Origin of the sequence: Levilactobacillus koreensis JCM 16448 (assembly GCF_001435525.1) — a bacterium.
Lineage (GTDB): Bacteria > Bacillota > Bacilli > Lactobacillales > Lactobacillaceae > Levilactobacillus > Levilactobacillus koreensis.
Map to the genome: position 1 here is coordinate 25,832 of NZ_AZDP01000079.1, position 24,529 is coordinate 50,360.

Below are 24,529 nucleotides of genomic sequence, written 5' to 3' on the forward strand. Positions count from 1 at the left end.
GTCAAGGCCGTCCTTTATCTGGCGCCGTTACTGCTAATCACCCTGCTGTTCACCGTCTGGCCGTTAGTCAATGCCTTTCTGATGAGCAGCTATACCAAATATAATTACTATACCAATCAGGTCCGCGCGTTGGGGTGGGCCAATTTTACCTACCTCTGGCACGACCCACTTTTTCATCTGGCCGTCCGCAATACCTTGGTGCTGGTACTGCTGGTCATGCCGATCACGGTCGCTCTATCCCTGTTGATTGCGCTCGGCCTGAACCACAGTCACCGACTAGCTGGTCTGTTACGGACAATCTACTTTCTCCCATTCGTCACATCGACCGTCGCCATTGGTCTGGTCTGGAACTGGATCTTTCGCCTCGATGGCGGCCTGTTAAATGCCGGCTTAGGTAAATTTGGTCTACACGCCGTCGATTGGCTCAACGATCCCCACTACGCGCTACTGGCGCTCAGCATCGTCTGCGTGTGGCAGGGACTAGGTGTCAATATCATTTTATTTTTAGCCGGACTCAACCACATCGACCAACGCTATGCGACCGTGGCCGAACTGGATGGCGCTAACGCTTGGCAACGCTTTACTCACGTGACGTGGCCCTTGCTACTCCCAATGACCATCCTGATTGTGGTCAACACCAGTGTCACCAATTTTAAAGTGTTCGACCAGGTCTACGCGCTCTTTCACGGCTCGGCTGGCCCCGGCAACGCCGATTTGACCATGATGTACTACCTCTACCAGAAGTTTTACGTTGAAAATCAGGTCACCATCGCTGCAGCCAGTGGAATCGTGCTGTTCGTCTTCGTCGGTGGATTGACACTACTGACCTATACCATTTATCGGCACCGGCAACACCAGTTAGGCGGGTGGTCATAATGTCGAAACGCCTTCTAAATGGCATCCGTACGTTCTGCCTGTTACTGGGCGCGGGACTCATGCTCCTGCCCTTCATCTGGATGCTGCTGACCAGCCTCCAACCGGCCAGCACCACGCTCAGTGTGCCGACCAATTGGCTACCACAATCCCTGCAGTGGCACAACTACCTCAACGTTTGGCAAGCGGCTCCCTTTGCAAGCTACTGTCTAAATTCACTGCTAGTCACCAGTGTTACGACGATCGGTCAACTGCTCACCAGCATTCTGGCGGCGTTTGCCTTTACCCATCTTCAATTCTACGGCCGCCGTATCCTCTTCGGCCTGCTGCTAGCCCTGATGTTGGTGCCGGGTGAGCTCCTGCTGATCCCAAATTTTGTTACGCTGGCCCACCTGCACTGGATCAACACCTACGCCGCCCTTATCATTCCATGGCTGGCTAGCATCTTCATGTTCATCACGCTCCATCAAGCCTTCCGCGCTCAGCCTAAAACGCTGTATTACGCGGCGCACATCGACGGTGCCAGCGACTGGCAATACCTGTGGCACGTCCTGGTTCCCACCAATCGGCCCATCATTACGGCCGTGGCGTTGCTACAGGTCATCAGCTCATGGAACGCCTTCATGTGGCCTTTAATCGTCACCAACGACGACCGGCTACGCACGTTACCCGTGGGCCTCATGGTGTTCACCAGCGAACAGGGCACCAACTATCCGCTGTTAATGACCGCGACCGTCTGCGTTATTTTACCCTTGATTCTGCTCTACTTTGGGCTTCAAAAATATCTGATTCTGGGAATCACCACGTCCCCATCGAAAGGCAAGTCACTATGAAATTATTCCGTTACTTTTTAACCAGCCTCAGCGCCGTCCTGTTGCTGGGAACATTAAGCGCCTGTTCCCAACCCCAAAAGGCCGCCAGTAACCGTGTCATCATCACGTTTTGGCACGGGATGACCGGTGACCACCAACAAGCACTTAACAAAATGATTCAGGACTTCAACCACTCTCAATCGACCTATCAGGTGGTCGGGAGCTCGCAGGGAAACTTTGGCAACGTCCAGCAAAAGATCACGGCGGCCGCAAAATCCCACACGCTACCCACGATGGCCCAGACGACCTACACCAACGTCCCCGACTACGTTCACGGCAACTTCATCGTCCCGTTGAACGCCTACGTTGACTCGACCAAGCTCAACCAGGTGGTCCCGAGCCTGCGCCAATCCAGCCAGTATCAAGGGAAAACGTACGCCTGGCCATTTTCCAAGTCAGCCCGGATTCTCTTCTACAATCGTGACCTGCTCAAGAAGACCGGTCTGAGTGTCCCTCGAACCTGGGGCGACCTGCAACGCGAAAGTGTCCAGGCCAAGACTCAGGGACTGAACGGACTCGCCCTCGATCAGGGGTTCACGGCGGAGCTGAACAATTTAGCCACGCAAGCGGGCACACCGTTAATGACACCGCATCCCCAACTGACCAGTCCCAAAATGATTGCGGCCACCCATGTGATCACGGACATGCTCAAACAGAAAACGGCCACGACGGCGGGCACGGACGGCTTCGGCAACGTCAAATCTTTCAAGGGTAAGACCCTCTTCTATAGCGGCTCATCCGCGGCACTCGGCATCATGACCGCCAGCACGCCCAAGGGCCTTCACTGGGAAACGGCTGTCCTGCCGAGCTATCACGGAAGGTCCGCGACTAGCATTTCCGGCAACGACCTCGTACTCTTCAAGTCGGCGTCTAAAGCCCAACGCAAGGGCGCGGCGGCCTTCATGAAATTCCTGTTGACTGAGCGAGAAACCGTAAAGTGGGCCAAGGCCACGGGCTATTTGCCACTGACGAAGACGGCGTTGAAGAGCCAAGACTATCGCCAATATTTGGCCAAGAATCCAACGGCTAAAGCGGCGATCAAGTCCCTTCCCATCGGCTTTCAAGACAAAGCGTTCTATGGCTACAGCACGCAACTGAATGCGGTCAATCAGACTGTCAGCCAGCTGAGCACGCTGGAAGTCACACCGGAGAAGGGATTGGCCCAACTCAAAGCCCAATTAAATCGCGAACTGAAATAATAAAAAATCAGGACAAGCCTCCCGCATGAAGGTTTGTCCTGATTTTTTTAGGATCACCGTGTAAGTCGATTGCTTAGAGCGACGTTATGGTGGTGTTATTTATCCGCCCACAATACAGTTCCCTTAGGATTAAAGTATTTGGCCATCTTCTTCGAGGAGTAAGAGTATCCCCAGCGTAATGGGGCTGAATTTGAGTAAATTTCTTTAAGTGCCTTAACTTTTCTACCTTTGTAGGTCTTCGTTACTAATTGCTGGCCTTTCATGCTGCCCATGTCATTGACACTTGTCCAGCCAGTCTCTAATCCCCACCAAGGGCCCGTGCCGATAACACCCTTGCTGGTCTTAAAAGCATAAACCCAGTTTTGATTTTTCTTAGTCACCTTAGGCCACTTTTTGTTGGGGTTAAAGTAATGTAGCTTGTCGCCATCATTAGTCTTGGCCGTAATCTTTTCCTTGATGTAATGGCCCTTCTCGTAACGATACCAGGTCCGCCGCATATTTTTAGGATACGATTTCAGCAGTGTCTGTTTTGACGCTTGGGCAGTGGTCGCAGGCGCCACGGCTACTAATGCTACACCAAAAGTGGTCGCCGCAAGTAAAATGCTGGCTGTTTTTAGTAGTTCCATTGATTTTCTCCTTACTTCTGGCTAGGCTAGAGTCTGAATTAGACTTCCTAGAGTGGATCCAAATGTCTCCATTTTAGTCACTGACAGTTGCCAGTTATCCTCAGTAACTTGCCAATTTTCCAGTTGATTGGCCATTGCAGCCAAATCTGCATTCTGAGACTTGCTAAACCGGCCCTCAAAAAGATTGTAAACCTTTAGCAGTGCTGTTCTGTCCATCTTAATTTCATCTACTTCATCGCCGTACTCAAATCCAGCCTGTAGTCGACCACCCATATCCTTGTAACCATCGTAGGGACCTACTGCTCCATCCTGCAGCTGCGTACTAGCTGACATCATAGCCCGGTTAAACGAAACAGAATCATTGGCTAAAATCTTCGCCTTATTCACCGGTGCCTTACCCGCCGTCAGATACTTCTTGTAGATCCAACCAGACTTTTTGCCAGACTTGATATAGGCCAAGGTGCCCTTCTTGCCATTGTTCTTAATGACAGCTTGCTTCGTCACGTACCAGGTCGTGTACTTGTAATGCTTCATCACATAGTGGCGTTTGCTCAGCTTGGCACTCGTGTAGATGTTTCCCTTTTTCCCGTGATAGGCCTGCTTAGCCACACTAGTCGTTGAAATGACCTTCACCCGGCGCTTGGCACTAGCCGGTGTCGTTGCGGCTGGAATAACTAGGGATAAACTTAATGTAGCTAAGACGCTTGCTTTAATAAATTTTTTCATCATATTTTCTCTCCCATATTTTAGTTATTTTCAGCCCACAGCACAGTCCCTTTAGGATTGAAGTGCTTGGCCATCTTCTTCGATGAATAAGAATATCTCCAGTTAACAGGTCTCGAGTTCGCGTTAAGCTCCTTAAGCACCTTAACCTTCTTGCCTTTATAGGTCTTGGTCGTCACCTTTTGATTGAGCACAGCACCCATATCATTTACCGTCTTCCAGCTGTCTAACATCCACCAAGGACTAGAACCAACAACCCCATTACCCATCTTAAAGGCAAAGGCCCAATCTTGATTTGTCTTGGTAATCGTAGGCCATTTTTTATTCGGGTTAAAGTAATGTAGGACGTCACCAGTGTTCTTCTTAGCGGTAATCTTCGTCCGCGCATAATGACCCTTTTCGTAGCGATACCAAGTCCGCCGCATATTCTTGGGATATGACTTCAACAGCGTCTTCTTTGCCGATTGAACCTTGGTTGCTGCTTGGGCGCTAGTCGTTGGTGTCGTGACGATTGCCACGGCCCCCATTGCTCCGGCCACTAACAGTGAGCCAATCAATTTTGACAATTTCATCCATAAATCTCCTCCTAATGCTTCTATTAATAATTGGTGCCAGCTCATAGACCTCATTATACAAAACAGGGGCGACATAATATGTCATTTCAAGCGCCGCTACGAAAAAAAACGCCTAATAGTTTAATAACTACTAAGCGTTTTGTCCTATTCATATTGTTCTAAGGTGGCTTGCAGCATCGCCCGCATCCGGTCCACCAGTGAAACTGGCGACAAGACCCGCAGTCCGGCACCCTGACTGAGGAGCCACAGGACGGCCCCGTCAATTTTTACGTAAGCTTCAATGACGCAACTGCCGTCCGGATAGTCTCTAATCACGCGTGACCCCGGAAAATGGTCGAGGGCCGTCTGGACGTAATTGTAATACCGAAACCGAATCCGCGTGAGCGACCCAGAGTCCAATAGGTACGCGTAATTGCGATGTTCCTGTAGGGAATAGCGTTCGTCATAGTCGAGCTTTTCGCCTGGCAGTTTCTCCTGAATCGCCTGGATTCGGTCCAAGCGGTAAAGCCAATACCCGGCGTGTTCTTCGCTCAACATCGCCACGTAGAAGTAGTAGGTCTCGAAAAACAACGCCACTGGCTGGGCATGGTGTACCCGCGCATGCGTCTCGCCCGGTCGACTACTCCGGTAGGTGAACACCATCCGCTGATTCTGCGTGATACAGCTAGCCACCTCCCGCAACACGTGCAAGAGCGGTTTACTGCGGGATAGCGGAACGTAACTCCCCCGTGAAAGGGTCAACTGCTGGTGCATAGCGGTCTGCATGGCCGGCGACAGCCCGGAACTGAGGTAATCGAGGGTCCCCGACAGCTCCGTTTGCGTCAGCGCACGCGACCCTAACAGAATGTTACTCATCGCCAACACCATTCCGGCATCGGTCTCCTCACTCCGTCGTGACAAACGGTAAGTTCCGTGCTCTTCAATTAGGTCCCCGGCTGTGTATTCCGACAACGCGCGGCGAATGTAGGCAAAGTCCCGTTGGCTGGTCCGCGCGCTAACGGCGTATTTGGCGGCGATTTTCTCCGCTCGCAACGTCTTTCCCGCCATCAACTGGACCATTAATTCCGCAATTCGCTGATTACTCTGCACGCTATTCACCCCGCTCATCAATTTACACAATATATCAGTAATTATGGGGCGAAAACGGGTAAAAGTAAACCGCTAAAAGTGAATCAGGACTTTCCCCTTGGGGTGACCGGTGGCAACCAGCTTCAGTGCCTCATTGATGTCGGCTAATTTAAAGGGCGTCGGGTCGACTGCTGGCATGATCTGCGCCTCTTCTACCAATCGAGTGATGGTCCGTAACTGCTTGCCATCACTTCTGACAAAGATAAACCGGTACTGGCCGCCAACCTGTCTGGCCTGCCGATCGAGTTTCAGGCCAGCGAGGGTAAAGAGCGTTGTCTTCCAGAACGATAAACGATGGTCCTTAGCGAATTGCCGGTTAGGTCCCATCCGCAGGGATAGTAGCCGGCCACCGCGCTTCAGTACTTGCAGTTCATGGGCGTATTCGCTAGGGCCAATGGTGTCGATCACGTAATCCACGGGGGCAAGTTTTTCCCAGTAGTTTTCTTTGTGATAGTCAAAATAGGTCGTGACACCTTGCGCCAAAAGTTGTTCTTTGGCCCGGGCGTTGCCACTAACACTGACTTTCATGCCCATCGCCTTGGCCATTGGAATCGCCATTTGACCAAACGAGCCGGACCCACCGGGAATCATCACCGATTGACCGGGCCGGGCACCCAACTCCTCGTGCAAGCCCTGGTAAGCCGTCAAACCGGTTAAGGGAATTGCGGCACTGTGGTCGAAGTCCATTCCCGCTGGCATCGGCGCCAACGCCTGCTGGTCGACCGCCACGTATTCGGCAAAGGCGCCGATTTTACTGAGCGGCAAGCGCGCATAGACTTTGTCACCGACTTTAAAATCAGTCACCTGTGATCCCACGGCCGCCACGACGCCGGACAGTTCGTTACCCATGGTGACTGGCCGGGCGTAATCTTGAATCAGCTTAACGCTACCAGTCCCAATCAACATCTCCAGGGGATTGACGGCAGCCGCTTTGACCTGGACGAGGACCTCGGAATCGGTAATCTCCGGCGTTGGCACTTCCCGGACGACGAGTTTGAAATCTTGTTGGTACCTGTCTAATTGCGCTGCTTGCATAGTTAAATGATCCCCCTTGGATGTGGTGGTAACTTATTTTAATTTTCGTAACTTTTGTCAAAGTGTAATTCATTTAGTAACAAAAGTCAAATAAAGTTACTTTTGGCCATTTTGTGCTACACTAGATAGAGAGCTATTCAAGGAGGTTACCAACACCTATGGCACAACTGACTCGCACTAAAATTATCGCCGTCGCTGAAGACCTCATCACGCAAACCGGCGACGCTGCCGTCACCTTAGACCAAATCGCGCAGGAATTGGGCATCACCCACGCCGCCCTCTACAAGCATTTTCAGAACAAACGGGATCTGTGGGAAGCCGTCTCCGCGACCTGGTTCCAACGGACCATCATCGCTGAGATCACTGTCGATGCCATGCTACCGCCCGCGGAACAGTTACACGCGTGGCTCTGGGCCTTCGTGAACGCCAAGAAACGGGCGTATAACACGAATCCCCAGATGTTTACGCTCAATACCCGTTACATTGACAACAACCCCACCGCCCTCCGTACAGTGCTGACCAGCGCCTATCAGGTTATCAACGGTATCTTAGGCTACCACGATGCCAACTTTGAACGCGCGGAAACGATTCTAGCCGCCTTCTCGACCTTCACCCTGCCAAATTTCAAGGAAAGCTGGAACGCGCCGGACTATGAACACCGCTTTGAGCTGGCTTGGAAGTTAATTGCACCGGGGTTGAAAACATTTTAATTGATCATCATAAAAAGTGCGCTCGGAAGACTTCCGGACGCACTTTTTTTGCTATCTAACTAAAGGTTGAGGCGTCCCCCACAGTAGGTGAAATTCCTGTCAACCGCAGTGCGACCGACACCAAATTTATGCTTCTGAAATGTGCCCTGTTCCCTAGCTATATAATGAATATAGTCATCTTCTGCATTTTCTGGTAATAACTGGGTAAATTCGCCCGTCATTAAATCCATATCAACAATTGCAATAACATCAAAAAGCTTAGTCCCAAGGTTATTGAATTTCCCTTGCTGATTTTGCAAGTTAAGTAATGAGAGCGGAGTATAGTGATAATCTGTCTCAGTAAGAGCGATTCCCATAATATCTTTTCTAGTCCTTAACAAATGGTCATAGTGCAGTTTAAGAAAAACACCACTACTCGTCAATTCTAGCTTCGACTTGTTTAGTTCCCGAATGGCCGTAATAACCTTTAGTTTTTGAAAGGTTGACCCATCATTCTTGACCTCTATAAAATCCATTGATAGTTTATTACTGATAGCTTTCTCCCAGAATCGCTTGGCACCACCCTGATACTTAATACCACAGAGGTGCATGAAATTATTTTTTCCAAATCTAACATCCAGCCACTTAACCTGCTTACCAGTCTCATAAAAGAAGAATCGTGACTTCCCAATTAGATTTTCTAAAATGAATTGTTGTGCTTGATATATTTTAGGCAATTCATTAATAAATTGCCTCTTTTCTTTTAATGTTAATCGATGCGTTCGAACCACGTCTGCTTTTTTCTCCAATTTAAAGGACTCTCTCTTAGCCATTTTTCTCCTCATAAGAAAAGACCATTGACATCCAGTTAATCTGATGTCAACGGCCCCATTAAGAACAGGTTTTTTGTCCCCAGCGGACGGGGTCAGTAGCAGAACTACTGACAAAATTATCTGGTTTTTTTGTCCCCAGCGGACGGGGCTAGTAGCTGAACCACTAGCAAATTTATCTGGTTTTTAGGTTGCCTGACCAACCAGAAACTAAAAAATTTCTCTTAGTCTCTATGTGAAATATACAGTATTTGATTCGAAAAGTAAACCAAATCGCACATTTTTAATGACTTCTACTACGTTTCAATTAATACCTCTGATTGGGATGGCATTTGATACGGGACTGTCTGGAATTAGATGGCGAACTAGATTCAAACTCCAGTTACAAAAAAAGAGGCCAGCTCATTTCTGAGCTGGCCTCCCGAGTTTTAATTAACGTTGAATTAAAGAATTACTTCTTTAATGGCGTCCATTGCCACTTCGTAAATTCTTCGATATCGCGACCTTCGTCACGAGTGATCTTCATGTGCTTAGCTAAGATGGTGTCCATCTTGGCGTCGAAGGCTTTACCGGCGGCTTCGTCGATAACACCCTTGGCGATCAAGGTGTTAACAGCGTCCTTGGCTTGGTGGAACCGGTCAAGTTCGGAGTAAACACGCATGTCGTAAGCAGTGGTGATGTCACCGTCTTCACGGTAACCATGAACGTGTAAGCCTAAGTGTTGACGTTCGTAGAACATTGATTCGATCAAGTCTTCGTAACCGTGGAAACCAAAGACAACAGGAGTCCCGGATTGGCCGAAGAATGAGCTGAATTCAGCGTCGCTCAAGGCACGGTCATCGTTAAGAGGCCCGTTCTTCTTTTGCAGACGTTCTAATTCAACAACGTTTACGTAACGCATCTTAACGGCTGGGAAAGCATCGTTGATCAAGTCAACAGCTGCCAACGTTTCGATGGTTGGTTCAACACCAGCGGAAGCAAAGACGATATCAGCATCTTCGCCTTCAGCAACAGTGGAAGCCCAGTCGATAGTCTTCAAACCGGTGTTAGCCAGTTCTTCGGCTTCGGCAACGGAGAACCATTGTTGACGAGGTTGCTTGGAAGCAACGATGTGGTTAACCTTTTGACGGTCCTTGAAGGCACGGTCAAAGACAGCTAACAACGTGTTCCCATCAGCTGGCAGGTATTGGCGGATGAAGTCAGACTTCTTTTCAGCCAAATGAGTTAACATACCTGGGTCTTGGTGGGTGTAACCGTTATGGTCTTGTTGGAATACAGTTGAAGTTGAAACCAGGTTCAATGATGGGTAATCATTACGCCATGGTTCAGCAGCAGCCTGACGGATCCACTTGAAGTGTTGCGTCGTCATTGAGTCGACAACCCGCAAGAATGATTCGTAAGACGTGAACACACCGGTACGACCAGTTAAGGTGTAACCTTCAAGCCAACCTTCAGCTTGGTGTTCTGATAATTGAGCATCCAAGATACGGCCTTCTGGGGCTTCGTATTGGTCATTTGGTTCCTTGACCTTACTCATCCATTGACGGTTCGTAATCTTGAACATTTCCCAAAGACGGTTAGACATCGTTTCGTCAGGTCCGAAGATCCGGAATGACGTTGGGTTCTTCGTAGCAACGCCAGCGAAGAAGGTTGACAGAACGTTCATATCCATGTTCTTGTTGCCATCTGGCAATTGAGTCCCACGGTTACTTTCGTTGATGTCGTTAGCGAAGTCTTTCCAGTTAGGCAGGTCGAGCGTGTCGGCCTTGGCACCGCGAACACGGCCACCATTGGCAACTGGGTTAGCAGCCATCCGCTTGTCGCCCTTAGGAGCGAAATCAGCGACTTCTGCCTTCAATGAACCATCCGTGTTGAATAATTCAGTAGGCTTGTATGAGTTCATCCAAGCTTCGAATTCTGGAAGTTCGTCAAGCTTACCTTGTGCTAAGCCAAGTGGAACTTGGTGAGCACGGAAGGAGCCTTCGATTGGTTCGCCGGCTGGGTTCTTTTGAGGACCGCCCCAACCCTTAGGTAAACGAGCGATAACGACTGGCCAAGCTGGGATAGTCCCATCTTCGTACTTGCCGTTTTCACGAGCGTCCTTTTGGATTTGTTGAATGTCAGCGATAGCTTGGTCAAATAACTTAGCAGCTTTTTCGTGGTAAGTCATGTAATCATGGATATCGTCATTTTCAAGGAAACGAGGTGACCAGCCTAAACCTTCGAAGAACTTAGCGATGTTTTCGTCGCTCATCCGTGAGAAGATCGTTGGGTTGGAAATCTTGAATCCGTTTAAGTCAAGAATTGGTAATACGGCACCATCGTTCTTAGGGTTCAAGAACTTGATGGAGTTCCATGCAGTCATGGCTGGGCCAGTTTCAACTTCCCCATCACCAACAACCGTAAAGGCGATTTGGTCTGGGTTGTCTAAGACAGCACCAGTAGCATGTGAAAGTGAGTAACCAAGTTCCCCACCTTCGTGGAGTGAACCAGGCGTTTGGGCAGTCATGTGGGAACCAATTCCACCAGGGAATGAGAACCGCTTGTACAGACGTGACATCCCTTCAAGGTCCTGAGTGATTTCAGGGTAAGCATCCGTGTACGTGCCGTCCAAGTAAGAGTTCGTTACCATTACTTGACCACCATGACCAGGGCCACCGATATAGAACATGTTCAAGCCGTACTTGTTGATCAAACGGTTGGCGTGAGCATACAGGAAAGTTTGTCCTGAAATGGTACCCCAGTGTCCGATAGGCTTAACCTTAACGTCGTCCTTTTGGATCGGTGTGTTCGTTACTGAGAACAATGGGTTGCTCTTCAGGAAGATCATACCACCGGAAAGGTACGTTGTAGCGCGCCACCAAGCGTCAACTTTTTCCAAGTAAGACTTGGAATCAAAATCTACTGCCATGAATTCTACACTCCTTCGTGTCGTTGAGTTGCATCTTCTAAATTAACATCAATGAGTCAGAGTCAATTTGTATTCTTTAACTATACTAAACTTTTCGAAAAAGTCAACCTTTTTCTAAAGTGGTACGACCCAATATCTGAACAAATCACTTTTCATAGCCAACACATTTTGTAAATTCCGTACCAAAATCGACCGTTTGAGTTCGCCCACGACCCTTCTATCGGTTGCCACGACTTGTTTTCCCAGAAACTGAATTCGAAATCCGAATTTCGTTCTCAGTATACCAGATTTTCACCGTGAAGCATCGTGGTTTACTCGTACCTGGGGAATTTTCTTTGCGGGAATTACCCATTTTCATTTTCAAATTGGACCGATTTACCCGAAAAAAGACTAAGCCGATGAGCGACTTAGTCCGTTTTCAATCCAGTTTTTCTAATTTTCATCTTCAACAGCTCGCGCTAACTTGGTCGTGAGCCGCTGTAATTGCCGCTGATAGTTCAGGAATAGCCCGGTAAACTTGCCGTCACTGTTGGCGTCCCACGGTTTCGGCGAACCACAGTAGTGCAAAATGACCGTGTTGGCCATCACCCAGTGAATGTCGTGTTGACTCAGGCTGCGGGTCTGGTAAATCAGATATTTTCGTGTGTCGTAGTTCCAGATTTCCTCGGGAATTTCTACGATATCTGACCCGTCAATTGCTCCTGAATTAATTCAGAGGCTTGTCGCTCACGTGTCTGACAACACAGTAGTCCAACATGCCCGTTAGGCACTCCTACTCGTAGTGGCAACATCATCGGGTAATTGACGGCTACCCGTTTAACTGCCAGGTTTACCCAGCAGTCATTAGCTTCTTAATCTTTGGGTGCTTGGCGCCGCTCAACCAATCCTGTCCCAGCATCTCAATATTCATTGCTCCTAATCGGTCATCGTTACAACGATATTGGCATTGGGCACACCAATACTCGTGAGTATCGTGATGCCGATTGGTTTTCTCAACCAGTCCACACTTGGGACAGCGTTGTGAAGTGAATGCTGGACTCACCTTCAAAACAGTACTTTGAATAGCCTGAGCCTTGTACGTTAAGAAAGATTCTAATTGAAAAAAAGACCAAGAACGATGGCTGTTGCGTAAGGACTTGGGCAAATCGTCAGTATTGAACGTCACATTAGTTAAGTCTTCCAGGACAAAAAGGGTATGCGACCCATATGCTACAACGAGTGTCTTAGCTAGCCGATGATTCACATCGGTCATCCAGCGGTTCTCTCGTTGAGCCAGTTGCTTCAGTTTTTTCTTGGCAGACTTGGTTCCCTTACTTTGTAATTGCCGACGAATCTCTAGGAACTTTTTTCGCTTACGTAAAATCTTTTGACCGTCAAAGAATATCGTTTTTCCTTCACTATCAAAGGCAGTTGCTAAAAAGCGTAATCCACGATCAATCCCTACGACTTGAGGATTACCTTGCTGGTCAAAATCAGAAACCTCTTTGGTAATACCAATATGAAGGAACCACTTGCCTCGGTTGTGGATCAACTTGGCAGTCCCTAGCTTCCAGTCTGCCGTAAAGTATTTCTCAAATCCTTTGTCGGTGAACCCTAACTTAGTCCGCTTACCCAGAGTGGTTATCGATATTTGCCGCATCTTATCCACGAAAGAATAGTTGCCCTGGCGAACCAAATCCGCTTGTGGACGATGAAACTGGATGGGTTTTACCAACCAGGTCAGGTCTTTGGGAACTTGGACCCACTTGTTTTCTTCGTTCTTGTAGCGATAAGGATGTTGCTTCATTTGTTCTTGAACTGTCTTGTAGCGAGCCACAACTGTCCGAAATACAGACTGGACCATCTGACTATTGAGTGCTGATGCTTGTCTAAATACTTTGTACAGGTGATGATTGATTTTTAACCAACTCAGCTGAAACTCATGTTCAAAGATCCATTGACTGACAAGATTAGCTAGCCGTTGATATTCGTGGCTCATTGCTAGAAATTGATCTGCTTGATTTGTGTCCGGATAGAGTCTCAGTTTGATTGTTCGTCCCAGCTTAGTCAATAGCTACCTCCCCTGAAGATTGGGTTAAGTATACCATGATTTGTTCTCGAAAAAGGGGAACACATGTTTTAGAAAACGTTAAATTCTTGCATTCACCCCGCGATTAAAATCGCAGGTTTTCTGCTTACTCTTTAATAACACAAATTATGACCCCAGCCAATCGTCTTTCGTGGTGATAGCTTATCCAAGACAATTTGCCTAGGTAAATTGTCCCTCACCAGCTATACTGAAACCATTACAGCTAAGGAGTGTGTCTCGACTATGAAGTTAACGTTATTTTATGCGGCCGGTGCGAGTCCCATGGCACCCCACATTCTGCTTGAAGAACTCGGTCTACCTTATCACTTGGAAAAGGTCAATTTGGATAACAAGACTTGGGGCCAGGGAGACTACAATCACTTGAATCCCAAGTCCTACGTCCCCGCCCTCAAGGTCGATGACCAGCCATTATTGACGGAGTGCGCCGTGATTCTTGAATTTGAACCCAGTCGACTCTCATGCCGCAATACGCGACACCGGCCTACTGGGAGCAGCGAGTTTGGCTCAACTACATTGCAACCGAGCTGCACAAAAACTTCATTTCACCCTTCCGACATGGAAACTGGTTGCCAAACACGACCGACTCCAAAACGTTGGTGTGGATACGGGTACAGCCCCGATTGGCCTTCGTGGAACAACAACTAGCTGCTGGCGGGCCCTATTTGTTAGGTGACACCTTCTCCGTAGCCGACCCCTACCTCTTCGTCATGACAAACTGGATGCAACGGCTCGGCTATAGTTTTGATAGCCTCCCACAGTTGGCAAAGTTCGACAGCCTTATGCGGCAACGGCCAGCCGTTCAGCGGGTCTTTGCGCAGGAAGGTCAGCCACATTCTTTGGTGGACGGGGAATAGAAATCTGTTAGATTATCAGTCATCTTAAACCTAGTTAACCTCGAAAGACATCGACCAACTCCGATTTAGAGTCGTCCGATGCCTTTTTAATTAGCCGTTTATAATAGTGTGATCTATTCTTACTGATTTCATCTTCTGAAAATATCTCATTCATAAATTCTTGTCAATTAAGCAAAAAATGCGGAAGCAAAATCAGAAAGAATCTGACTTTACTTCCGCATTCTTCAATCGAGATACTTAATACCTGTTAACTCCTAATCAGCTAGTGACGCTTACGAACAAACGGCGTTACCAGCAATGACAGTAACAACGCACCCAAAGCGGTCAGGAAGCTCTCGTCTTGTTGTCCCGTTTGTGGCAGTTCGGTTTGCTGTTGCTTCGTTGACTTCCTTTGAGACTGCATCTGTCCGGTTACCGCAGCATCACGGGCATCCCCCGCACTAGCCATTGCTGGCGACTGCGCGTGACGATTCGTGTCACCGGACTGTGCCTTCAGGGTCGTTCTTTGCCCGTTCAGGCCTTGGTGCCGACTTGTACCGACATTCTTCAGCACTTTCTTCACAGGCTTCTTCCGTGACGTGACGTGGCGCTCACTCGTTTCACCAGCCGGTTGACGCGTAAAGGTCGGTACCGTCCCTGACTCATCAAACTTAACAATAGTCTCACCACCCATGCCATCCGGCAAAATCGCGAGTAAGGCACCGGGCGCAATCGTTCGCTGCTCGATGACGTGCCCGTTTCTGAGCTCACTGATAATTCGTTTGCCGGTGATTGGCTCGTAGGTATAGATGACTTCACTGCCATCTGGCCATTGCTTGGTAATCTTCACGGTCTTATCAGTATCACTCGTCGGCACACCGCCGTAGCTAGCTGGATAGTGTGTAAACGTTGGCATCGTGGCTGACTGACTAAACTTGATAACCGTTCTGCCACCAGCACCATCCGGTAACGTGACTTCCGCATCACCGGGCGCAATCGTCCGCTGGTCAACGAGCTTACCGTTTTTCTGCTCGCTGATCGTCCGTTTGCCAGTTGCTGGATTGGCGGTATAGGTTGTCTCGCTGCCATCCGTCCACTGCTTGGTGACTTTGACGATGTTCCCAGCGGCGTCTGTCGTGGTGGCCGTCACATTGCCAGCCTTGTCAGTCGTTTTCTGCGTCGTATAGTGGTCAAACGTTGGCATACTTGCTGGTGAGCTAAATTTGGCAATCATTTCACCACCAGCATCATCCGTCAACGTCACTTCTGTCGTGCCTGGCGCAATCGTCTGCTGGTCAACTGTCTGACCGTCTTTTTGCTCGCTGATCGTCCGCTTGCCAGTCGCTGGATCAGCGGTATAGGTTGTCTCACTGTCATCCGTCGTCCATTGCTTGATGACTTTGACGACATTACCAGTAGCGTCCGTCGTGGTGACCGTCACATTACCAGCCTTATCGACGGCTTTCTTCGTCGTGTAGTGACCAAACGTTGGCGTAGAACCTGGCTGCCCAGCATCGACGGTAGTTTCACCGTCATCACCACTCGGCAACGTGGCCTTCGCGGAATTTGGCGCAATCGTCTGTTCGGCGACTACCTTGCCATCTTTCTGCTCAGTAACTGTGCGATTGCCAGTGTTGGGATCGTAGGTATAAGTTGTGGTACTCCCGTCATGCCACTGCTTCGTAGCCTTGACAACATCACCATTAGCATCTTTCGTGATCGTCGTGACGTTCCCCGACTTATCAGTATCTTTCTTAGTCGTGTAGTGGTTAAACGTTGGCATAGAGCCCGGCTGCCCAACATCGACGGTAGTTTCACCGTCATCACCACTCGGCAACGTCGCCTTCCCAGAATTCGGCGCAATCGTCTGTTCGGCGACCACCTTGCCATCCTTCTGCTCAGTAACCGTGCGATTGCCGGTATTAGGATCGGCGGTATAAGTCGTGGTACTCCCGTCATTCCAGTCTTTCACGACCTTAACGACAGCGCCCTTAGCGTCTTTCGTGGTCGTCGTGACGTTCCCCGACTTATCAACATCTTTCTGCGTCGTGTAGTGGTCAAACGTTGGCGTAGAGCCCGGCTGTTCAACATCGACGGTAGTTTCACCGCCATCGCCACTCGGCAACGTCGCCTTTCCAGAATTCGGCGCAATCGTCTGTTCGGCGACTATCTGACCATCCTTCTGCTCAGTAACCGTCTGATTACCAGTGTTGGGATCATAGGTGAAGGCTGTCTTACTCCCATCTGTCCACTGCTTGATAACCTTGACGACATCCCCCTTAGCATTCTTCGTGGTCGTCGTCACGTTGCCTGACTTGTCGACATCCTTGTCCGTCGTATAGTGGTCAAACGTTGGCTGCTTGGTTGTCGGATTGAGATCAACCACACTGACTGTATTGTCATCATCAGGCAACGTTACCTTCGCAGCATCCGGCGTGATGGTTTGCTGATCAATTATCTGACCATCCTTTTGCTCTTGTACGGTCCGCTCATCCGTTGTTGGATTGTAGTGATAAGTTGTCTTGCGGCCATCCGCCCACTGCTGATCGATCTGGACCACATTACCATCCGGATCTTTTTCAGTGATCGTCACGTTGCCTTTAGAATCAACATTCTTACCTAAGACCTTCAGCTGACCAGGAACGACCGTCACCACATAATTGGGATTGCCAGCGACTACGTCAATTGCGTAGGTTCCGACCTTTTGACTATTCGGTTCTACGTAACGCAAGTCTAACGGCGATTGGTCATTGACCAGTGAACCCTTCACCAATTCTGCCCGATTCTCGGGATTCTGTTGGCCAGCAAACATCTCTTGGCTAGCCACACGAACCGTCACCGGCCGCTTGCCAACACTTAACTGACCCAGACTAAATGTCGTGAACTTATAGTTTGGATTTTTCTTAGCTAGTTTGTCCTGTGCTTGCTTCGTTAGCTGAACCGTGTAGTCACCGGCTTGTAAGTCGGCCGGTGCAACTACTTGCTTCTGCGAATTGATAACTTCTAAGTCACTCAGAGCGAAATTAGAAGCCATCCGCAGGAAACTAAGTCTCCCCATAAATACTGGCATATTTCCATAAATAACGTGTGAGTTGTCAAGCCCGACTTGAGCATCGGCCGGCTTAATCGTGAACTTACCGGGTAAAACAACCGTCGTGTAATTCTGATTAGTTGCCGTCCCAATAATCTCATACGTTCCAACCACTTCACCGGACTCACGTGTCAATTTGACACCTAGCGCGGATTCTTGGTCGCCTCTTACTAATTGTTCAGATGGATCTAACAAAGTTAGTGTTGGATCAGCATGACCAAATACCTTGGATTGATCAGCCGCGGTGACCGTGACCACCCGCTTCACAATCTTTAACGCCCCGGAATCGACGGTGCCTTGATAGTTCCGGCTGGCTACTGACCCATTGATGACATAGCTACCGACGTTTTCGCCAGCAACTCGCGTCAAGGTCACGCCCAGAGCACTTTCGTCATCGTGGTTGACCAAGACTTGGTCGCTAGCCGACGTCAAAGTTAATGTCGGATCAGCATTACCATAGGTCTTGAGCTGACTGTCAGCCGTCACCGTCACTTTACGTTTAGTGATGATAAAGGTCCCCGGTGTGACCGTGACCGCGTAGTTCTGGCTGGCCGCTGTCCCGTTGATGGCATACTCCCCGGTGTCTTCACCGGTCTCCCGCGTCAACGTTACGCCTAGAGCAGCTTCGGTGTCGCCATTTACGACGACATCTTTAGCATCGGTCAACGTCAACAGCTCATCGGCATCGCCATAGGTTTTACTTTGGTTAGTAGCGGTGACCGTGACGGGCCGTGGTGTAACGGTCAGCACACCATTGGTTACTGTGACTGCAAAGTTTGGATTGGTGGTGTTTCCGGAAATGGTATAGATGCCAACATTAGCTGCCGTCCCACAACTTAGCTGCAGGTTTAAATCAGCCGGTTGTTGGCTAGTTGTCAGCGGCGTGTTAGGGTCAATCTTCCAGGTTAATTTGGGATTGGCATCCCCATAAACCTTCTGCTGGTTGTCAATCATTACGTTAACCGGTCGTGGGTCGACGAGGAGATCAGCCTTAGTGAACGTGACCACGTAATTTTTGTCGTTAGCGGTTCCAGTAATGGCATAGCGACCAATAGTCTTTCCGGCCGTCCGGCTCAAAGCAACCTTCAAATCGCTTCGCATATCCTTAAACGGCAACCGTGTTCCTGTCGCAACTTGCCAGGTGTTTGTCGGATCAGCATCTCCGTAAAATTTACGCTGGTTAGCGACGATAACTGAGAGGGGCCGCGGCGTGATGTTCAGCTGACCATCCGTCACAACCACTGTATAGTTATTGTTCGTTGAAACGCCCTTAATCGTGTAGGTGCCAACATCTTTACCAGGGTCTCGCGTCAAAGTTACCAAATCTGCCAGATCTTGACCGGCCGCAAGTGACGACTCCTTAACAAGCTGACAGGTCAACGCTGGATCTGCTTCACCATATACTTTCTCTTTAGAATCGACTAAAACTGAAACTACACGTGGATTGATCAAAAGAGTTCCATCGATAAAGTGAACATCGTAGTTAGCGTTATCGAAAGTCCCCGTAATTGCATAGTAACCAACTGCTCCGCCTGATTGCTGATTCAGCTTTACATTTAACACCTTCCGCACATCACCATCAGCTAATCCTTGCTTGGAAACAATCTGCCAGGTCAAAGTTTGATCTGTCGAGGTAGTGGCATCATAAACCTTGCTTAGATTGTCAATCTGAACCGTAATGGCTCGTTTATTGATTGTGAATGTACCCGGTGTCACTTTGAAGGTGTAGTTATTACTCTTGGATGCACCGTTAATCGTATACTCACCGACACTTTTACCGGTATTACGTGTCAAAGTTACCAAGTTTGCCAGACTCTGGTCAGCTGCAAGAGACGAACCGTCAGCGAGGTGACAGGTCAACGCTGGATCTGCTTCACCATACGTTTTTTCTTGGGGGTCAATTATAACGGAAACCACACGTGAATTGATCGAAAAGTCCCCATCGGTAAACTGAACATCATAATTACTATTGCCGTAAGTCCCCGTAATTGCGTGGGATCCTACGTTTTCGCCCGTCTTTCGGATCAGCTTTACGTGTAACATCTTACGCGTATCACCATCAGCTAATCCTTGTTTGGAAACAATCTCCCAAGTCAAAGCTGGATCTGTCGTGGTAGTGGCATCATAAACTTTACTTTGGTTTTCAACTTGAATCGTAATGGCTCGCTTGTTGATTGTGAATGTACCTGGTGTTACTTCAAAAGTGTAGTTCTTGTTCTCTGAAGTGCCATTGATTGTGTAATCACCAACCTTTTCGCCAGCACCACGTGTCAAAGTTACCAAATCTGCCAGACTTTGGTCAGCTGCAAGAGACGAACCGCCAGCGAGATGACAGGTCAACGCTGGATCTGCTTCACCATATACTTTCTCTTTAGAATCGACTGAAACTGAAACTACCCGTGGATTGATCAAAAGAGTTCCATCGATAAAGTGAACATCATAGTTAGCGTTTTCGAAAGCCCCCGTAATTGCATAGTGACCAACTGTTTCACCTGCTTGTTGATTCAGATCTACATTTAACTTCTCACGCGTATCACCATCAGCTAATCCTTGTTTGGAAACAATCTGCCAAGTTAAAGCTGGATCTGTCGAGGCAGTGGCATCATAAACCTTGCTTAGATTGTCAATCTGAACCGTAATGGCTCGTTTATTAATCGTAAACGTCCCTGGCATCACCGTCACAGCATAGTTCTTATTCCCTTCAGCTGTTCCAGTTATATCTTTATCGTACGTACCAACATTTTCGTTATCGGTACGGCTCAGATTTAGGCCCAGGGACGAGAATTCATCTGTCCCTATAAGCGGCGTCTCTGAATCAAGTTCAGCCTCAAAGTCAGGATTTTTATCCCCATATGTTTTCTCAGCTGCTTTCACATTTAACGTAATCGGGCGTGCCGTAATCGTAAACGTCCCCGGCACCACCGTCACAGCATAGTTCTTATTCCCTTCAGCTGTTCCAATTATATCCTTATCATACGTACCAACATTCTCACTACCGGTACGGCTCAGATTTAGGCCCAGGGACGAGAATTTATCTGCCCCTATAAGCGGCGTCTCTGAATCAAGCTCAGCAGCGAAGTCAGGGTTTTTATCCCCATATGTTTTCCCGGTTGCTTTCACATTTAACGTAATCGGGCGTGCCGTAATCGTAAATGTCCCTGGCACCACCGTCACGGCATAGTTCTTATTCCCTTCAGCTGTCCCAGTTATAGCTTTATCGTACGTACCAACATTCTCACTACCGGTACGGCTCAACTTTAGGTCCAGGGTCGAGAATTCATCTGCCCCTATAAGCGGCGTCTCTGAATCAAGCTCAGCGGCGAAGTCAGGATTTTTATCCCCATATGTTTTCCCAGCTGCTTTCACATTTAACGTAATCGGGCGTGCCGTAATCGTAAATGTCCCCGGCATCACCGTCACATTATAGTTAGATGTTGAAACACTCGATCCTGAAATTCCGTAATCGCCAACACTCTCACCAGTGGCTCGGCTTAGCTTCACATCATCAGCAGTCAGTTTATACCCATCAGCAAGCGTCGCATCATCCAACTTTAACGTTGGGTCATCGTCACCATAGATTTTCGACAGCTTACTTGCTTGAACCGTCACTGGCAGCCGCGCAATCGTGAAGATTCCCTTGTTGACCTTAATCTTGTAATTACTGTTCAAGGTCGAGTTGGCTATATCCTCCGTAATGTCATAAGCACCTGCGTGATCGCCAGTAGTACGATGCAGCTTAACACCTAGTGAGCCAATCGAATCGCCATTGACTAAACCATCCGCGGAGTTGCTGGTCAAATCAAGGACTGGATCCTTCGTCGCTGACACGTTGTACGTCTTACCGTGATTCTGAGCCGTCACCGTAATTTCACGTGGTGTCACAGTTAATTTAGCCGTACCAAATGATGTAAACGTGTAGTTTTTATCCTTAACCAATTCATCTTGAGCTGCTTGTGTATAACGAATCGTGTAGTCGCCATTGGCCTTTAACTGCGTAATGTCAGTCACTACAGCATCGCCATTATCGTTATCAACAACTTCAAAATAGCTTTGGTCAATCGCATGGTCCGTATCCGCCTGACCTAAACTCCCAACAAAGGCTGGCAAAGTGCCAACTGTACTAGAGGTTGCATTTTCACCACCATACTCAACCGTGGCCGCCTTAATGGTAGCTGCGGTCGCCAACGGATTAATTGTCAACATCGCTGAAACGTATAAACCAATTTCGCCGTTGTCGGGGTTTAGGTTCTTTAAATAAGTCCGCCCAGCGTCGGTGAGATTAAAGAAGTACTTGCCGACATTTTTCGGCGTAACTGGCGTACCATCTGCTGTATTCGTGCTGGAGTAGGTGTAATAGGCTGAATTACTAAAGTCAGCAGTTTTCTCTACCCCATTTGTCCAAAAATCGGGACCAAAATTAACAAAACCATTTGCCGGAATTTCAATTGGATCCCCATAGTTTTCAGACCAAGACGTAAAGGTTGCTAAGCTCTTTCCAGCATCCGTATTATTAGTCTTTAAATCCGTCAAATCAGCATCAAATGAGACCAACAGGTTTTGAACCTTCTCTAACGCCGCATAGCCAGTCTGGCCATTATTATAAATGTCGGTCGCAGCCGTTGCCGTTTTGGCATTTTCAAAGGCCGTCTTCGCAAGTCCGTTAGTTTTAGAAACACTGGTATAAATGTCACTGACTGATTGCAGTAAGTTCTTCGCATCAGCTTGTTGGGCCTGTGTCAAACCCGTAATTCCCATAAATTTACTGTACAATGCTTGCGCTTGGGTATTATAATCGTCCGCTTTGGTCTGATTAGCCGTCGCTTGATTTTCCCAGTACTGCAAAGTAGTTTCTGTTGGTAGCAGCAAGCTCCCACTCGTTTGTGGCTTCGCTTCATCTGTTGAATCAGTAGCACCAGCATTCCCAGTCGTTGACCAATAGTAATCATCACTGTTGATAGTTTTACCACCACTTGAAATTGCATTCCCTTTTGCGTCAACTAATGGTTGCTGGTTTAAGTCCGTCGAAATTGACTGACCTGTACCCACCGTTGCTTTCGTTGTTACTGATTGACCATCAACCGTTGTCCCAGTAGTCGTGTAATAGTGACTGATTGGTGTAGCAGTATCTTTCGTCGTAGTACTGGATGTTCCCGTTTTCGTAGTCCCTTGATCAATTGGCAACGTATCATCCGCCGTTTTAGCCCCATCTTTTGGTGCTGCTAGGGTTACTGTTGTTGGCGTATACCCCGGTATCTGGACCAAGGTTGGCTCACCCGCAACTGCGACCACTGTCACCGGCTGCAACCCGTCAATCGGCTTTAGTGTCTGCGCATCAATTGGCGTTACTTTCGCCGTAAAGGCCAACCGTACGGGAACTGTCACCTTTTGACTGTCACCATCTGTGACCGTATACGTGTAGTATGTATCATCCGCAACGCCTGAACCATCGATCTGCTTGGCCGTCCCAATGCTGGTAGGAGTTTGGTTCCCATCGACCACATAAACGTTACCGGCACTATCCGTCGGTAAAACTGAGACTAAATTAGGGTCTACTAGCCCCTTAGCAATAGCTCTTGTCGCCGCATCCTGCGTGGAGAAGACAGAAACTGTATCCCCAATGTTCGCAATCGCTGACGCATCTGTTTTTGTAAGAAGCGCATTGTCATCAGCAGAATCAACTAAATTGACCGTTAGCGGAATTGTTTTTGGCGTATAAGTAAATTTATCAATCCGAGCAGAATAATCGTTCCAACTCCCACCAGTAGAGGCAGCCACTGAAATCGAATAACCTTGACTCGTATCCGAAATCTTCCGCACTAACTTTGCTTTCCCTAGTGTAGCCGTCAACGTCTGAGATTCTGCATTGTAGTCCATAGTAAAATCATTTAGAGGATTATCCTGACGCTTATTCAGACCAGCATCACTGGCAGCCATCCAATCCGTGTCAGCAGCCGGCTGTAACTTACCATTAGCATCCGTTGTCCGCCAACCAATGTACGGGGCAAATTCATAGCCACTTTTAGGGTCATTGAAACTATTATAACCAGAATTATCGTATTGATCATAAACAAGGCCAAACGCATTATAAAGATTTTGTAGCCCAAGCATTCCACCCGAACCACCCCTAGTCGCTTCTGCCGGATTGCCTGGTGCAAAGATGAAGCCAACACTATCGGCTGCTCCTTCAGACTTGCTCCCAATTCCTAACGCACCAGACAATGAAAAGTTATGACTGAAGTCGATTTCATGTTCAAATGAAACATGTGCGACTTGGTGACCAGTTACGTTAGTTGAGTCACCTGGTGAAGTATAAACTTTATGCGCATCATTACTCGTCAGTGCAACGAAGCCATCCTTTCCAATCGTTGCTACATGTGTATTGTCCTTAGTGTCGTCATCGGCATCACTGCTGTTACGATTTTCGACCGTCGCCGTAAAATGGTCCGCAATCTGACTAGCATCCAAATTAACTTCTGAGGTATCAATCCCAATATTAGTTGGGTTATTCTTGTCCTGCGAAAGAACCGGATACTTAGTGTTCGGCTCTGTAGCTGATTCTTGTGCCGTTGTAACATCATCTGCCGTTAACGATGCACTTTCAGCAACTGGTTTTTGCTGTTGACTACCATCAGTTAGCTGGCCACTTTTATCCCCGTTCGAAGCTAGATCTTCATTTGGTAATTGGCCTGACTTATCACTTGGCTCGGAACCTACAGCTGGCTGTGGTGTTGGCGCAACCGGTGTCGTTGGTGTCTGCGCACTCTCTTTAGCTGCTGGCGCTGGTTCAACGCTTGGCTGACCATAAGACTTGGGCGCGACCAAGCTCGAATCAGCTGTCGTTGCCGCGTGAACGTTAACGACGCCGGTGCCTTCGGCTAACGTTAATGCCGAAAATGTGACGATCAGGCCGCCGAAGAGTCGTGTCTTTACTTTCCACCCCGTGTGTCCCTTATATAAAATAAAATTCTTTTTAACTTCCTGATCAATTTGCCGTTGTTTCAAAACCGAAATCCCCTTCCCACGTTGTGTCAGGGCAAGCTCACCGCTGAATACCG

13 protein-coding genes and 1 pseudogene are annotated in these 24,529 nt (G+C 48.3%); 5 read left to right on the forward strand and 9 right to left on the reverse strand.

Annotated elements, in window-relative coordinates:
- From FC99_RS06925 to FC99_RS06935, 3 genes are all read left to right on the forward strand, one after another.
- A partial coding sequence (locus FC99_RS06925) for a carbohydrate ABC transporter permease (protein ID WP_082617807.1) occupies nucleotides 1–876 on the forward strand: 876 nt, incomplete at its 5' end.
- A complete protein-coding gene (locus tag FC99_RS06930; protein ID WP_048732908.1) occupies nucleotides 876–1,706 on the forward strand; it encodes a carbohydrate ABC transporter permease in 831 nt (276 codons plus the stop codon). The genes FC99_RS06925 and FC99_RS06930, both read left to right, overlap by 1 nt.
- Entirely contained in the window at nucleotides 1,703–2,944 is a 1,242-nt protein-coding gene (locus FC99_RS06935) for an ABC transporter substrate-binding protein (RefSeq protein WP_048732909.1), read from the forward strand. Before FC99_RS06930 ends, FC99_RS06935 begins: the two co-directional genes overlap by 4 nt.
- Nucleotides 2,945–3,039: 95 nt before the next feature.
- Here the strand turns inward: FC99_RS06935 and FC99_RS06940 are convergent, their stop codons facing one another.
- From FC99_RS06940 to FC99_RS06960, 5 genes are all read right to left on the reverse strand, one after another.
- Nucleotides 3,040–3,570: a hypothetical protein gene (locus tag FC99_RS06940; RefSeq protein WP_048732910.1), complete on the reverse strand. Its 531-nt coding sequence runs from the start codon at nucleotides 3,568–3,570 to the stop codon at nucleotides 3,040–3,042.
- 21 nt (nucleotides 3,571–3,591) lie between these two features.
- Complete coding sequence (locus FC99_RS06945; protein ID WP_156166892.1) at nucleotides 3,592–4,299, reverse strand: hypothetical protein; 708 nt, start codon at nucleotides 4,297–4,299, stop codon at nucleotides 3,592–3,594.
- Nucleotides 4,300–4,316: 17 nt separating this feature from the next.
- Nucleotides 4,317–4,865, reverse strand: a complete 549-nt coding sequence (locus tag FC99_RS06950; protein WP_048732912.1) for a hypothetical protein — start codon at nucleotides 4,863–4,865, stop codon at nucleotides 4,317–4,319.
- A gap of 147 nt (nucleotides 4,866–5,012) precedes the next feature.
- Nucleotides 5,013–5,957 carry a helix-turn-helix transcriptional regulator gene (locus FC99_RS06955; protein WP_235805878.1) on the reverse strand — a complete coding sequence of 315 codons (945 nt, stop codon included), beginning with the start codon at nucleotides 5,955–5,957 and terminating at the stop codon, nucleotides 5,013–5,015.
- Nucleotides 5,958–6,029: 72 nt separating this feature from the next.
- On the reverse strand, nucleotides 6,030–7,031 hold the full coding sequence (locus tag FC99_RS06960) for an NADP-dependent oxidoreductase (RefSeq protein WP_048732914.1): 1,002 nt from the start codon (nucleotides 7,029–7,031) through the stop codon (nucleotides 6,030–6,032).
- 158 nt (nucleotides 7,032–7,189) lie between these two features.
- Between FC99_RS06960 and FC99_RS06965 the strand changes: the two genes are divergently transcribed.
- The gene (locus FC99_RS06965) at nucleotides 7,190–7,741 is read left to right on the forward strand and encodes a TetR/AcrR family transcriptional regulator (RefSeq protein WP_048732916.1); all 552 of its coding nucleotides are present in this window, start codon (nucleotides 7,190–7,192) and stop codon (nucleotides 7,739–7,741) included.
- A 59-nt stretch (nucleotides 7,742–7,800) separates the two neighbouring features.
- Here the strand turns inward: FC99_RS06965 and FC99_RS06970 are convergent, their stop codons facing one another.
- The 3 genes from FC99_RS06970 to FC99_RS06980 all read right to left on the reverse strand — a co-directional run bounded on the left by FC99_RS06970 (nucleotide 7,801) and on the right by FC99_RS06980 (nucleotide 13,511).
- A complete protein-coding gene (locus FC99_RS06970) occupies nucleotides 7,801–8,553 on the reverse strand; it encodes a PBECR4 domain-containing protein (protein ID WP_048732918.1) in 753 nt (250 codons plus the stop codon).
- A gap of 448 nt (nucleotides 8,554–9,001) precedes the next feature.
- Entirely contained in the window at nucleotides 9,002–11,461 is a 2,460-nt protein-coding gene (locus FC99_RS06975; protein ID WP_048732920.1) for a phosphoketolase family protein, read from the reverse strand.
- An 829-nt stretch (nucleotides 11,462–12,290) separates the two neighbouring features.
- On the reverse strand, nucleotides 12,291–13,511 hold the full coding sequence (locus tag FC99_RS06980) for an RNA-guided endonuclease TnpB family protein (RefSeq protein ID WP_048732922.1): 1,221 nt from the start codon (nucleotides 13,509–13,511) through the stop codon (nucleotides 12,291–12,293).
- Between the two features lie 261 nt (nucleotides 13,512–13,772).
- Here FC99_RS06980 and FC99_RS14410 point away from each other — a divergent pair.
- Nucleotides 13,773–14,404: pseudogene (locus FC99_RS14410) on the forward strand (glutathione S-transferase C-terminal domain-containing protein).
- 262 nt (nucleotides 14,405–14,666) lie between these two features.
- Here FC99_RS14410 and FC99_RS06990 read toward each other — a convergent pair.
- Nucleotides 14,667–24,476 (reverse strand): MBG domain-containing protein, encoded by a 9,810-nt coding sequence (locus tag FC99_RS06990; RefSeq protein WP_048732924.1) that lies wholly within the window; start codon nucleotides 24,474–24,476, stop codon nucleotides 14,667–14,669.
- Between the last annotated feature and the right edge of the window lie 53 nt (nucleotides 24,477–24,529).

What these genes read in the sequence shown, in the direction of transcription:
- FC99_RS06950 (WP_048732912.1), bottom strand. Translation starts at nt 4,865, where the DNA reads ATGAAATTGTCAAAATTGATTGGCTCACTGTTAGTGGCCGGAGCAATG.
- FC99_RS06930 (WP_048732908.1), top strand. Translation starts at nt 876, where the DNA reads ATGTCGAAACGCCTTCTAAATGGCATCCGTACGTTCTGCCTGTTACTG.
- FC99_RS06945 (WP_156166892.1), bottom strand. Translation starts at nt 4,299, where the DNA reads ATGATGAAAAAATTTATTAAAGCAAGCGTCTTAGCTACATTAAGTTTA.
- FC99_RS06960 (WP_048732914.1), bottom strand. Translation starts at nt 7,031, where the DNA reads ATGCAAGCAGCGCAATTAGACAGGTACCAACAAGATTTCAAACTCGTC.
- FC99_RS06935 (WP_048732909.1), top strand. Translation starts at nt 1,703, where the DNA reads ATGAAATTATTCCGTTACTTTTTAACCAGCCTCAGCGCCGTCCTGTTG.
- FC99_RS06940 (WP_048732910.1), bottom strand. Translation starts at nt 3,570, where the DNA reads ATGGAACTACTAAAAACAGCCAGCATTTTACTTGCGGCGACCACTTTT.
- FC99_RS06975 (WP_048732920.1), bottom strand. Translation starts at nt 11,461, where the DNA reads ATGGCAGTAGATTTTGATTCCAAGTCTTACTTGGAAAAAGTTGACGCT.
- FC99_RS06970 (WP_048732918.1), bottom strand. Translation starts at nt 8,553, where the DNA reads ATGGCTAAGAGAGAGTCCTTTAAATTGGAGAAAAAAGCAGACGTGGTT.
- FC99_RS06965 (WP_048732916.1), top strand. Translation starts at nt 7,190, where the DNA reads ATGGCACAACTGACTCGCACTAAAATTATCGCCGTCGCTGAAGACCTC.